The sequence below is a fragment of the Pseudomonas sp. N2-3-1-14 genome (assembly GCF_041228395.1).
Classification (GTDB): Bacteria; Pseudomonadota; Gammaproteobacteria; order Pseudomonadales; family Pseudomonadaceae; genus Aquipseudomonas.
Window position 1 is genome coordinate 4,141,440 of sequence record NZ_CP166199.1, and the last position, 12,203, is coordinate 4,153,642.

Annotated in this window: 12 protein-coding genes and 1 pseudogene; 3 read left to right on the forward strand and 10 right to left on the reverse strand. The window is 53.2% G+C overall.

From position 1 onward, the window contains the following. Window positions 1-606: 606 nt before the first annotated feature. A complete protein-coding gene (locus AB5I78_RS18970) occupies window positions 607-1,113 on the reverse strand; it encodes a hypothetical protein (RefSeq protein WP_369301023.1) in 507 nt (168 codons plus the stop codon). Window positions 1,114-2,263: 1,150 nt separating this feature from the next. On the opposite strand from AB5I78_RS18970, the gene AB5I78_RS18975 reads away from it, so the two are divergent. Next, window positions 2,264-2,473, forward strand: a complete 210-nt coding sequence (locus tag AB5I78_RS18975; protein WP_145163928.1) for a hypothetical protein — start codon at window positions 2,264-2,266, stop codon at window positions 2,471-2,473. A 25-nt stretch (window positions 2,474-2,498) separates the two neighbouring features. Here the strand turns inward: AB5I78_RS18975 and umuC are convergent, their stop codons facing one another. The 3 genes from umuC to AB5I78_RS18990 all read right to left on the reverse strand — a co-directional run bounded on the left by umuC (window position 2,499) and on the right by AB5I78_RS18990 (window position 4,500). After that, window positions 2,499-3,776 (reverse strand): translesion error-prone DNA polymerase V subunit UmuC, encoded by a 1,278-nt coding sequence (umuC, locus tag AB5I78_RS18980; RefSeq protein ID WP_242198592.1) that lies wholly within the window; start codon window positions 3,774-3,776, stop codon window positions 2,499-2,501. Then, a complete protein-coding gene (locus AB5I78_RS18985) occupies window positions 3,769-4,194 on the reverse strand; it encodes a LexA family protein (RefSeq protein WP_369301025.1) in 426 nt (141 codons plus the stop codon). Before AB5I78_RS18985 ends, umuC begins: the two co-directional genes overlap by 8 nt. Window positions 4,195-4,290: 96 nt before the next feature. Beyond that, entirely contained in the window at window positions 4,291-4,500 is a 210-nt protein-coding gene (locus AB5I78_RS18990) for a hypothetical protein (RefSeq protein WP_242198598.1), read from the reverse strand. A gap of 83 nt (window positions 4,501-4,583) precedes the next feature. Between AB5I78_RS18990 and AB5I78_RS18995 the strand changes: the two are divergent. Further along, window positions 4,584-4,889: pseudogene (locus AB5I78_RS18995) on the forward strand (SOS response-associated peptidase family protein); the annotation flags it as partial. Window positions 4,890-5,372: 483 nt separating this feature from the next. Here the strand turns inward: AB5I78_RS18995 and AB5I78_RS19000 are convergent. Both AB5I78_RS19000 and AB5I78_RS19005 read right to left on the reverse strand, forming a co-directional pair. Beyond that, the gene (locus AB5I78_RS19000; RefSeq protein ID WP_242198600.1) at window positions 5,373-5,618 is read right to left on the reverse strand and encodes a hypothetical protein; all 246 of its coding nucleotides are present in this window, start codon (window positions 5,616-5,618) and stop codon (window positions 5,373-5,375) included. 703 nt (window positions 5,619-6,321) lie between these two features. Beyond that, window positions 6,322-6,861 carry a hypothetical protein gene (locus AB5I78_RS19005; RefSeq protein WP_369301026.1) on the reverse strand — a complete coding sequence of 180 codons (540 nt, stop codon included), beginning with the start codon at window positions 6,859-6,861 and terminating at the stop codon, window positions 6,322-6,324. A 745-nt stretch (window positions 6,862-7,606) separates the two neighbouring features. On the opposite strand from AB5I78_RS19005, the gene AB5I78_RS19010 reads away from it, so the two are divergent. Then, window positions 7,607-9,232, forward strand: coding sequence for a methyl-accepting chemotaxis protein (locus AB5I78_RS19010; RefSeq protein WP_242198604.1), 1,626 nt, complete (start codon window positions 7,607-7,609; stop codon window positions 9,230-9,232). Between the two features lie 33 nt (window positions 9,233-9,265). Here the strand turns inward: AB5I78_RS19010 and AB5I78_RS19015 are convergent, their stop codons facing one another. The 4 genes from AB5I78_RS19015 to AB5I78_RS19030 form a co-directional block, all read right to left on the reverse strand. Beyond that, entirely contained in the window at window positions 9,266-9,781 is a 516-nt protein-coding gene (locus tag AB5I78_RS19015) for a lysis system i-spanin subunit Rz (RefSeq protein WP_242198606.1), read from the reverse strand. Then, entirely contained in the window at window positions 9,778-10,311 is a 534-nt protein-coding gene (locus AB5I78_RS19020; protein ID WP_369301027.1) for a glycoside hydrolase family 19 protein, read from the reverse strand. The genes AB5I78_RS19015 and AB5I78_RS19020 overlap by 4 nt, the downstream gene beginning before the upstream one ends. Window positions 10,312-10,379: 68 nt before the next feature. Continuing rightward, window positions 10,380-11,138: a tail fiber domain-containing protein gene (locus AB5I78_RS19025; protein ID WP_370003278.1), complete on the reverse strand. Its 759-nt coding sequence runs from the start codon at window positions 11,136-11,138 to the stop codon at window positions 10,380-10,382. A gap of 180 nt (window positions 11,139-11,318) precedes the next feature. Further along, on the reverse strand, window positions 11,319-12,008 hold the full coding sequence (locus AB5I78_RS19030) for a hypothetical protein (RefSeq protein WP_214247846.1): 690 nt from the start codon (window positions 12,006-12,008) through the stop codon (window positions 11,319-11,321). Window positions 12,009-12,203: the final 195 nt, after the last annotated feature.

The window sequence follows — 12,203 nt, forward strand, 5'->3', positions numbered from 1 at the left end:
CAACAACTTAGCGTTGGATATTCCTACAGTAGTGCCCCCTCCCCGGCGTCCTGCCGACCGAACACGACCCTCCCAAATAACACCGGTTGCTAAGCTGTTCACTCCACCAGAGAAACGCAAATGCCAAACTCAAACCTACTCCCTTCACTGTTGGAAGATGTGGTTCCAGCCACTGTTACGGTGGGCAGCGCTCATAAAAAGCCTGCAGCTCTACCTCGGTGAGCTGCAAAAGATGATCTACGAGCAGTACCTACCTGCGTTCGAGGAGGTCGGCTCTAAGCCGTGAAAATCTACGTCTTACGCAACCACATCGAATGTGTGTTGGCCAAACGCTTACCAAAGGTTAGCGTGATGGCTGAACCAAACCGCAGAAACGCAAAAGCCCCGCTAATGCAGGGCTTTCGTTTGAATCTTAACGGTAGACCGGGGAGTCGAACCCTGGAGATGCTATCAACGTCCGACGGCTTTCAAGACCGCTATGCAACTGCCCGCAGGCCGTGGCCTTTGAATGTTCATTGATTCGCGTGAGGCGAGTATTGCACCAGAGATGGACGTCTTTTTCAGTATTTCCCTCACTGGCAAAAGACTCACCCTCACGCGGAATCATTACTTGGCTTGGCGAAGCACGAGCTCCGAGAGACGGGTCTTAACCCGGAAGCAGAACTCGCGAATTTGAAATTGATAAGCGGGCATGACCATGTGGTTTAAATCGGGACCTAATGAGTCTTTGATTTCCATGTACTTGGCCGTCTTGGCAGCAATGGCCTGGTATTCCGCCTCGTATTTGTTGTAAGACACTTTGTTGTAGACCTTTAAAACATCCAGCTCTTTACGGCATTGCTCAGCGCGATTTTGGTTCAGGTCTGTTTCTGATTCTGCCTGCGCGGATTCCGGAGCGGCAGGGACATGTGAATCAGCACGGGCGTTCGCAGGCGCAGCCTCGTAGCGGACTGTCCAGTTGTCTGGAGTGGTGTGTGCGACTTCAGGGGGGGCTTCCTGGACGACGGCAGGAGGTGGAGCCACGTCAGGTTTTTCTGGCGTTTTCGTAGCGCATCCCGAGAGGGCCAGTCCTACCACTACAACGATGCCACACATTTTATCCATCGGTTCCACCAATAGTCCATTACGGTTGGCTGAGTCGTTAGGTTCTGGGTAAAAGTATTAACTCACTCAATGATCGAGTGAAATTTTCTACCAGCCTCAAGGCGCTCAGCCCCTCTTCCTTGAGTACGCAGATAAACGATAATAGTAAAAAAACAAAAACATGACGAGTAAAAGCTCGCCAGAAAGGCTACAAATTTAATCGGTTAAATTAGTGTGGGGCCACGCTGCGCATGCGCCTGGTGGTGGCCCGTGTAAATCGCAGCGCCGATGGGGATGGCTGCCATTGTGGGCCAAGGGCAAGCGCCCCGAACCAATTGACGCCATTATAGGGGCGGTCACCAAATGGATTTACCGAAGGATTGGTGAGGACGCCAAGCCCTTCGAATAGTCAAGGTTTCGGCCCCCATGAGAAACCGTCTTACGCCATCAACCCCCAGAAACGCAAAAGCCCCGCTTTCGCGAGGCTTTTGTGTAAATCTTGGCGGGAAACTAGGGATTCGAACCATGGGAACGCTATTAACGTTCGCCAGTTTTCAAGACCGCTACGCATATAAAGACGGGCTGACGCCTTGAGGGCCTGCAGAGTTCCTTTTCTCGAAGCAATTGATAAGGCTTGAAGGCGCATTCCACCTGGGGTACTTTTTTAGTTTAGGAACTGCTTTTCTAAGCAAATTGCCCCATAAAAAACCCAGCTAGCACTCCAGACCACCCAGGTCAACAAAAACTTGACAGGCCGTTTTTTTTATGAGATGATTTTATAGATTAGTGTTTTTAGCTAGTGTGTTTCTGAGTTCGAATCTCAGTGCCTTGCTGTTCCCCCTACTGTTTCTTAGTTTTTTGCGTTTCATCAGCGTTTTAGTGCAAAAAAAATCAGAACAGAGCTTTAAATCAACAAAAAAGGGGGTACTTATGAATAATAAATCTCAACGTCGTACAAAAAGCAATGTCATCACTTATGTTGCATGTTTTTTTGAGACAGTATGGGCAGCAATGGTATCGGTAATGGCGGCCAGCACGAGCGGTGTACAGGGTATCCTGTCACTAGCTAAGAACATTATTTCTCTTCGCTGATTCCTGCGCACCTTTAATTAGATGCTTCGGCCTCACTTCTCAAATACCTTCTGACTGGTACTCTTATTCCTTCTTAGGAGAACCAGACATGCCCAACTCAGACCTGCTCCCCTCTCTTCTGTCCAAGCTCTACGAAAACCAGCTGGCCCTTGAGGCTTCCATCATGGAGATATCGAACTGGATCGAGCAGCGTGGCTCCGCCGAGGTAGCCGAGAACGTGCGCGGAGCTCTGGACACCATTGATGACAACGAGAAGTTCATCAAGCTGACCCTGGCGGTCCTTATGTCGCCCGAGTGAAGTTGATCTGACGCTGAGCGCTTCACTACTTGCAAGCAACCGACCACAGCTGATCGAGCTTCGTAGTGTAGCTCTGGCTCATCATGTCCCGGCGCATCCCCCAGTCGGGGTTTGTCGGTACACTGGCCGATCGCAGCGTCCCCCTTCCCCACCTGTCATTGATCTGGTCCAGCACGGTCATCACTCTGGTGGCCTCGACTGGCTGAGACACCGCGAATAGATCGTCCGTGTATTCACCTGGCTGGCAAAGGTTGAGCAACATCACCTCGGCTTTACTGTACTTGAAGCCAGGTCGAAAAATCCGGTCAAGGGCGTCAACTGCAGCCTTTGTCAGCAGGCGCACGTCGTCAGTTGGATACGGCATATCCACCACTACCCCATTGGCATACTTGGCTTCTTCGGGGTTGAACATGCCTGTGCGGATGCAGACACGGACCTTTTTGCACAGCGAGTTTTGAGCTCGCAGCTTTTCAGAGGCGCGCATCATGTAGGTGGCCACCGCCTCCTTGATCGGCGGCAACTCGGTAAGGCGCTTTCCGAACATCCGGCTACAACAGATTTCCTGCTTGGGTGGGTCGGGCTCGTCCAGTTCCAGGCATGAGGTGCCGGCCAGTTCGCGGGCGGTCTTCTCGATGACCACGCTGAATTTTTTGCGAAGCGTCCAGGGGTCGGCCTTGGCCAGATCCATCGCTGTCTTGATGCCCATCGTGTCCAGGTGAAGCTTCATCTTCCGGCCGACACCCCACACCTCTGAGACGTCGGTGTTGCGCAATACCCAGTCACGCTTTACCGGGTCAGTGATATTCACTACACCGCCGGTCTGGGCCTGCAGGCGCTTCGCTGTGTGGTTGGCCAGCTTGGCCAGGGTCTTTGTGTGGGCGATTCCGACGCCCACCGGGATTCCGGTACACTGAAAGACCCGTGCGCGGATCTGGCGTCCGAGGACATCCAGGCTGGCAATACCGCTCAGGTCGGCGAAGGCCTCATCAATGCTGTAGATCTCGACGGCGGGCACCATGCTCTCGATCAGCGTCATGACCCGCTCACTCATGTCCCCGTACAGGGCATAATTTGATGAAAACGAGACAATGCCGTGCTGCTTGAGCTTGTGCTTGATCTGGAAATACGGCTCGCCCATCTTGATGAAAGGCTTCGCGTCGTAGCTTCGGGCGATGACACAGCCGTCGTTGTTGCTTAGCACCACGATTGGCACCTTTGCCAAGTCAGGGCGGAACACACGCTCGCAGCTTGCATAAAAGCTGTTGCAGTCAATCAGCGCAAAGACAGGTGTCTGTTCAGACATGGCTGCGTACGGTGCTGGTGATCACGCCCCAAATCGACAGCTCGTCGCCCTCCAGAATGTACCGCGCCGGGTATTTCGGGTTCTCCGACAGAAGGATCACCTCTCTCCCGCGCTTACACAGACGTTTGCAGATGGGGTCATTATTCAGCAGCGCCACCACTACATGCCCGTGTGCCGGCTCAATAGACCGGTCCACAACCGCCAGGTCACCCTCAAAAATTCCCGCGCCCTGCATGCTCTCGCCAGTGATGGCGATCAGATAGACGTGCGGCGCCCTGATATTTAAGACCTCATCCAATGAGATGTTCTGCTCAATATGGTCGGCCGCCGGCGATGGAAAGCCAGCTGGTACCCGAAAAGAGCAAAAGGGCAGCTTCGTGCCGCCCTCGGCGATAGGACCTAAAATTGCGAAGCTCATGATGCAGCCTTTTACATGCACTGTACGAATGTACAGTTAATAACGCAGATGGCTTGCGGTCAATTTGGCGTAAGAGATATCTGACAAGCGGCCCCGTCAGACAAACTCATCTGCGTAAGCGGCGACAGCCTCTTCTGTGAGTTCCCGCCACTCACCGCTGTCGATTACGCCGCGCTCTTTCATATCGTCAGCCAGGGACAGGCGCCTCTCGTAACGATCTTCAGCTGTCGCCGATATGAAGTCGGGTTCATTGCGCAAGGCGAACCACGCCTGCATTGCGTTGATTTGCTCGCTGTGGATCGTCATGACGAATACTCGAGGCCAGTGTCTACAGTGTAGAGATTGGCCAGCGCCCAACTGTTCAGCAGGTCCGACAAGCGGAGAGCATCATGTGCGGAAGACTTACCCAGTACCGGGGAATTCACGACTTCGTGGCAGCGTTGAGCATGCCTAACGCTCTGGCTAACTCTGTCGGTGAATTGCCAGTGGAGCGTTACAACGTAGCCCCCACAACCCAAGTCGCCCTGCTCCACCTACAGGGTGATCTGCTGCACGCCGACATGGTGCGCTGGGGTCGGCGGCCACACTGGGCCAAGGTCAGGGCCGCACCGATCAATGCGCGCGTCGAGAAAGTAGCCCATGGACGGTTCTTTCGTGCGATCTGTCCGCACCGAGCAATCGCACCCATCGACAGCGGCTGCGCTTGTCGCGATGGCGACTGTAAAGACGCTACCACCACGCCCCCGGCGCTTTCCGTCTGATCAGGGACAGCGCTGGCGGCCCAGTTCGGCCACGCCACAGGCCCCCTGAATGGATCGCCGAACGGATGGGAAAAGCAACCGGCAACATGATCCTCTAGCACCATGGGGAATGGATTAACGAGGATGGGCCGGACGCGGTGGGCGTGCTACAGCTGGCACTAAAGCTTCCGCCGACGCCAGTTTTACACTTGACGCCTTAAAGCCCCATGACTGGCGCAACGGACCACTGCAGTGGGGCTTGATCAGGTACGCAATGGTTCTCGTACAGAGCGCATCGGTACAAGCCGCGCCGAGGTATCGCCCAGACGAATCGAAAGCGTCCGCTTACTATCTTTGCCGGCAATGCTGCCAACCACCACCTCACGCATCACGTGTTCACTGACAAGAGCTTTAGCGTGTCGGGTGAAGCCTCCTCGATCAAGCGGTCAGTTCCCGGTACCGCGCGGCAGCTGCGTCCTCGACCGCAATAAACAGCGCCTCGATGGTCGCCGGGGTCAGCGCATGGGCTGCATCTACCCCTTCGACAAAACCTTTAGCGCGCGCCAGGGCCAGCTTCAGGGCTTGCAAATCCTCAGCACGCGCCTGGCGTGACAGGTGGTTTTGCATCTTGGTGCGAAGCCCAGCCGGTAGGCTTATCGCGTCCAACTGCTGGCTGACGTTCATCTCGCAACTCCCTGCACTTCGGCTAATATTCTGGCCAATTCGCGCAACGGGTACTGAGCTTGAATCAGCTCGCAGCCTGCGCAGTGTCGCACCGGGTCATGAGCATTACTCGGCCATTGCGTGGCCAGGCATAAACGGCAGCGTACCGCTTCCTCGCTCATGATCCATCGCTCATTCAACAGGCCTAAAGCGAAATCAGCACACAAGTCGGGCGACAGTGGGCTAGAAACAGGACACTGAACCTTTATGTATTCATCCATGCGGATTCGAACCCTTTAATAAGACGGTAATGGAATTCCCGCCCGTGCTCTGGGGATAAGACCTCGCCGGCGATCAAACCGTCCAAAAAACCAATCAACTGGTTATACAGACTGGGCGGCGCCCGCTCAGTCAAGGACTGGATCCGGAACGCCTCTACGTGGTGACGCACTCTAAATAAGATGTACTCGGGGTCTGCCAGGGTCATGAGGTCGTTGAAAAATTGCTGGGCGTTATCGATGGCTAGTGGATGAGTGAGGGGCGCGTACATAATTATTGTTGCCTTTGTAGATGGACTGCACGTTGAAGCGGTTATGCGAAACTGGTAACACAGTCTAGGGCTGCCTGGCTGCCTATACCAATAAAAAACGTCTCCGTCAAGTCAATACGTGCAGCCCCTTTTTATAAGTGGATTATTGTTAACGCCTGACTGGGAGAATGCCACTCATGGAGAATCCTCCGACACAGCCCTCAGAATGTTTGCCAAATCCCGCAACGGATATTGCATGTTGCCAATTTCACAGCCATCGGAATGGACCATCGGAATTTGAGCATTGCTGGGCAATTGTGTGGCAAGGCAGTAGCTGCAGCGCACGGCTTCGTCACTCATAAGCCACTTATCATTCCACAGTCCGAGTGCAAAATCGGCCGTCGTTGTGTCGGCCACTGCCGGCGGTAGATCTGGATTTAGGGTCATACTCCACCTCGCCATGCGCTGGTCAGCGTCGCCATTCGTATTCGGGCAACCAAATTCCTCGGGGAAGACTTTGTTATCGTTCAGCCACGTAAAGACCTGGGCACATGCTCGGACGATCTCTGGATCAAGTCCCCACACCTCGGTAACGGCGGAGCGAACATGTCTTCCCGCGTTCCACAAGGTGAACAGAAAACTGGCTACCGTACGGCCCTGCCTGGTGTCCTTCTGAGCGGTTAACAGGAGTTGCTCAAGTGCTTGTTGAGTTTCGGAATCGAAAGTAAGTGACACGGCGTAATTTCCTTTTTACGTAATCGATGGACTTACGAAGAGCTACTGCGGGGGTAGGGTATACCCTGCCTGAGGCCGACTTTCCATTCAGCTATCAAAGCTTTACCTTTGACATAGATGATTGCAGCGACTAACGCGATACGCCTCAGCGATGCACAGAGCCCACGCCGCTTCGGCTTGTCCGCCAGAAGGTAGCACAGGTTAACTCGCTGATGGCCACACCATAAACACCGACTTGTAACACCGGAGCGTGACTGGTGATAGTACCGGTGGCGTGGACTGTGTGGGCCAAAGCCGACGCTGAGGGGCGCCAACCGCTGCTGCTCGCGATTGACGCATGCACTGATGGGCCCTGACAGAATATGCACACTCGTCGACAGGTGAAGTGAATAATCTCCACAACTACCAATCCATGCAATATAACTTGGATACCGGAGACTAAGGTTGACTAGTATTAGTGGGTGAAGGTGTCGTAAGCACTCACCAATATTCTGAAATAGCCCCCTGTACTACACTGAAAGGTTCCACGCAGCGTCACTTGATGCCCTCGCAGATTTTCCCAATTCACTTTTCGCAATCCATCTGCCGTAAAATTGGCGTTTTGAGAGCTCCATAGACTCCAAGCACGCTCAGCTGCAGACATAACGGGTCATTCGATAGAAATTTTTGATTGATCTGTCAGAGGTTAAGGCCGATAGATAAATAATACTGGCAGCGTCGCTGGTTTTTTCCCTATGGAGTCACCATGAATCTACGTTCCATTAATATCGCTCCCAGATCCGCTCTCTGCTTCGGCCTTATCACTATGCTTGTAATTGCACTTGGAGCCTTTTCGTACGTACAGCTCGGAAAATTGAGAGGAACAGAGCAGGACATTGAAAATAATTGGCTCGCAAGCATACAGACTGCTGACGATATACAGATTGCACTTTTGGGCGCCCGTTTAGAGAGCATTCGCTTACTAGCCACTTCGAGCCTAGAAGAAAAAGCGACAGCTTCAGAGCATCTCCAGGACGCGCAGAATATACTTAATAAGCAAACCGAATACTATCGAAACAATTTAATATCCGATGAAGACGAACGAGCGAAATTTAATGAAGCCGCTACGACGATGGAGAAATATATAGACGGGCTCAAAACCATACTCGAATTAGATGGCACGCAGCATGAGAAAGCCGTTCAATTTGCAAATACTGAACAGCGTGATCGCGCCAACGATTACCAGGCTAAGCTTACAGCATTGAGAGATCACAACGTCAAAGGAGCAGCTACAGCAGGGACTACAGCGACGGCTGTATACTCAAACAGCATTACAATTGTCGACTCAGTGATTGGTGCTTCATTAGTTCTTACCATATTTCTTGCAATTGCACTTACTCGAAGTATAGTTCGCCCTATGAACTCCTCTGTAAAGATGGCAGAAGAGATAGCAGCAGGCGACCTTAGGCTTGTTCTTGAGGTAACCGGAAATGATGAGTCCGCAAGGTTAATGCGAGCGCTCAATACAATGCAAGGAACCTTGCGTGATACCATCAGCGAGATATCTGAGGCTGCCACGCAGCTTAGCACTGCCGCAGTTGAGATGAGCTCGATAACAGAAGGCGCAAGCTTTACCCTTCAGCAGCAAAATAGTGAAATCGAACAGGCTGCAACTGCGGTGACCGAGATGAGCGCCGCGGTTGATGAGGTTGCTCGCAACGCTATTTCCACATCAGAATCAGCTCGTGAATCCAACAAAGCTGCAGCGGCAGGAAACAATAAAGTTGGTGAAACACTCAAAGCAATGCGCAGCTTAACGGACAGGATTGAGATCACGTCGGAACAAGTACAACTGCTAGCTGGACAAACGCAAGAAATAAGTACAGTTTTAAGTGTAATTCGAGCAATCGCGGAGCAAACCAACCTCCTAGCGCTAAACGCTGCTATTGAAGCTGCTAGAGCAGGTGAACAAGGAAGAGGATTCGCAGTGGTTGCGGATGAAGTTAGAGCTCTTGCTCATCGAACCCAAACTGCAACTCAGGAAATCGAACAAATGATTTCAAGCATTCAGGCAGGTAGTGCGCAAGCTGTAGAATCGATGATTAGTAGCACCCATGAGGCGCATAGCACTAGGCAAACGGCTGATGAGGCTGGCCAGTCGCTCAAAGCTATCACATCAGCTGTTCAGCTGATCGATGATCGGAATCAGCAGATCGCGACTGCATCGGAAGAGCAGGCTCATGTAGCAAGAGAGGTAGATAGAGCCCTCATAAGCATTAGAGAACTCAGCGTTCAAAGTAGCGAAGGAACCCATCAGACTCTTCTAGCAAGTAACGAGCTTTCGAGACTTGCAATATCACTCAATCAGATGGTCGGTCGTTTCAGAATTTAAATACCAAACCCACCGTCAGCCCTGCCATTTAATTTAATCGGCTATCGCCCTGAGATATGCCTGGCACGCGCGCAGCGCGATCAGTCCGTTGTCCCCATCGTCGGTGATGGCGATAATTCGTTGCGCATGCGCTGGGTCAAGTTGGGCTCGACGGGCTGCATGAACCACGCCGACGGCGCCGGCGGCGGTAGGCACGTTACAGCCACTGGCTGGATCATCGGCAAGGAGGACCGACAGCCGCACATCAGCAGTGGCAAGGCGGTCGCGCAAAAGAGCCTGGTTGCGTTGAGCATCGGATAGTTCTCGAGTGTGTTGTTGATCCTGGGCCGCGAGATCCTGCTCGATGGCCAAGCGTTTGTCCTGTTCGGCGCGGGCCTGGGCCGCTGCGGCATTGCTGATCGTTGCCAAATCATCCTTGTGCAGGCCGGCCTGCTCGGCGAGCTTCTCTCCCATGCGCCAGTCCTGCACCTGCCAGGTCACGCCCGCGGCGCCGGCCATCAGCGCCAGGATCAGCAGCACCAGGCTCGCCAGCTTCTGCACCGGCGTCACGCCAGCACCTTCTTAGCCCGCTCCCACAACTGCAGGCGATCTTCCAGGCCGTTGAGCCCACCGTTAATGCGGCGGGTGATCTTCGTGAATTCACCCTGATCCGCCAGCGTGTTGAGCCCCTTGGTGGACCAGAACCAGGCCGCAGACATCGCCGCGTGCTGGGGCAGTTCGAGCAGTTCGGGCTCGTTGATCAGCTCCAGGCCCATCGCTTCACCGCACGCGGCATAGTTGGCCCGGCCGGTGATCTGGATCAGGCCGCGGCCACGGTACTTAGAACCGTCCCCCTTAACGGTGTTGCCCAGATCGGCGCGACCTTCATAGCCGGCCTGCTGAGCTGTGGGTCCCCAGACCTCGCGCACGTAACGCAGTTGCCCCGATTCATGCCCGACCTGGGCGATAAACGCGGCCAGGCGCAACTTGCCGACGATGCCATAGCGGCCCATGGCCGTGTTCAACACAGGAACGAAAACGCCGGTTTGGCGGCCGGCGTTCGGGAGGATTTGCAGCAACTGCTGCTCGGTGATCGGCATAGCTTTTCTCCAGGCGAAAAAAAACCGCTCAAGGCGGTATCGGTGGGCTTTTTTGTGGGGGGCTCTGCTTAAGCCTGTGCAGCCTTCAACGCAGCGAGTTCTGCGCGCAATTCTTTGACAGCCCCCATCAAGTCCGTGATCAACGCCATCGGTTCGAGTTGCTGAACGCGGGGTTGGCCGTCGTCGCCAATCCCATCTTTTTCGCCGGTGACGGCAAGCGGATTGACTTCCTGCGCCTCGTGCGCGATCAGCCCTTGGTAAACGACGTTGTCACCTTTGAACACATCGCCGAAATTTTTGCGCTGGTAGGTGACGATCCGGTAAGCGTCGACACGGTCCAGGTAAGATGTCTTCGGCGCGTCCTTGATGTATTTCTTGAAGCGGTAGTCAGAGCCGAACAGTGTCATGGTGCCCACGTACGTTGCGCCGATGTACACGTCAACGTTGGAGCCGGTCCAGTTGAAGTTGTAAGATGTTGCACCATATACACCACCAACACCTGTACGCGTACGGTATCCACGAGCAGCGATTGGTGTATTAACCTCGTTCGACACTGTTAAAATACTGACATTGGCATATGGGGTTACTACACTTGTAGGGACATTAAGTGTCCCTCCATATGAATAACTCATAGAAGGTCCACCAGCTGTGTTATCTGCATTAACAGATCGCCAAGTGAACCCACCGTCACCATTACCCTTGTTTACGATGAAGTGCCCCTCCCCCAGCCCGCCAGCATTCCAGCCCATATACAAACCTTGGATGTTGTACCGGCCTGATGCTTCCCGAACGCCTACCTCCGCGAATATAGCGCGGCCGTCAGTCACGCCAGTGCCACCCTTAGCAACTGGTAAGGCGGAAGGGAGAGTTCCACCCGTTCCGCCGAGGGCCGCATAAAGCTCCGTCGACATAGCGTTGATCTTCGTGCTCGCAGTCCGAGGTGGATCACCACCTAGACCTTGTGGCGGAGTACCGAGGATAATTTCTTGCCTAGCCATAAGTTCTCCCTATACCACCATCTTGGCGGTCATCGTCGATATACCTAAAGAGGTCGTGTTGTATCCTGGAATGTAAATAACGGCCGCAATCATGCGCTTATTCGGGTAATCCCAAATAAACTGAAGGTCGCTTTGTTGTTGAAGCGACCTAGTTACAGGCATGCTCATTGTATTTATAAGCACGTATTCATTATCTGAAAGGACAAAAGGAGATGAGAAGAAGTTAATACTCTGACCCTGAGCCGTTGAGCCGCTCCCCGTGAAAGTCCAAGTAGAATTTGAGTTTGAGAAAAGCGCTGTGGGCGTGCCTGTGTCGAAAATAATCTTTCTGGAACCATCTCGAAGCCTTATTCCGTAATCGCTCAGGATTTCAGCACCAAACCCAGCCGCGAAATATTGACCATTAGGCCGTACACTTGAGTTGTCGTAAGCCCTAATCTGAAACCCCGTCCATGCGCCAGCGCTTCCGAGAACTTCGGCGCGAGACATGCCTATTTGGCCCGATACAGGATCTGGCCGAATGAAAACAAAGGGCGGCAAGATCGACGTGATGGTGAATGGAAACGAGGTTATTGCAAATAGTCCAGAGTTATTGTTGTATCTCCCCTTGCATATAACAGAAAGCCTTGTTCGCTCAGAATCGATAATCACCCTGTTATCGACTGACCCCTTAAACATTAGTCCGTAGGAATCTGCCATTTATTTGAACCTCACTACCACTAAGGTCATTGCCGTCAATGAAATCCAGCTTGCTGTTGTCGTATATCCTTTCATGCGCCTCCATACCCGAGCAGCGCCATTTATCACTTCAGGCTCAAGCTGACGATCACTGTTGTAGTTTATTGGTCCAAGGGGGACGCAGAAGGCAATAGAGTTCTGGGGCGTAATGTCAGC

Coding starts and splice junctions, on each gene's coding strand:
- AB5I78_RS18985 (WP_369301025.1), bottom strand. CDS start 4,194: ATGAGCTTCGCAATTTTAGGTCCTATCGCCGAGGGCGGCACGAAGCTG.
- AB5I78_RS19010 (WP_242198604.1), top strand. CDS start 7,607: ATGAATCTACGTTCCATTAATATCGCTCCCAGATCCGCTCTCTGCTTC.
- AB5I78_RS18975 (WP_145163928.1), top strand. CDS start 2,264: ATGCCCAACTCAGACCTGCTCCCCTCTCTTCTGTCCAAGCTCTACGAA.
- AB5I78_RS19020 (WP_369301027.1), bottom strand. CDS start 10,311: ATGCCGATCACCGAGCAGCAGTTGCTGCAAATCCTCCCGAACGCCGGC.
- umuC (WP_242198592.1), bottom strand. CDS start 3,776: ATGTCTGAACAGACACCTGTCTTTGCGCTGATTGACTGCAACAGCTTT.
- AB5I78_RS19030 (WP_214247846.1), bottom strand. CDS start 12,008: ATGGCAGATTCCTACGGACTAATGTTTAAGGGGTCAGTCGATAACAGG.
- AB5I78_RS19000 (WP_242198600.1), bottom strand. CDS start 5,618: ATGAACGTCAGCCAGCAGTTGGACGCGATAAGCCTACCGGCTGGGCTT.
- AB5I78_RS18990 (WP_242198598.1), bottom strand. CDS start 4,500: ATGACGATCCACAGCGAGCAAATCAACGCAATGCAGGCGTGGTTCGCC.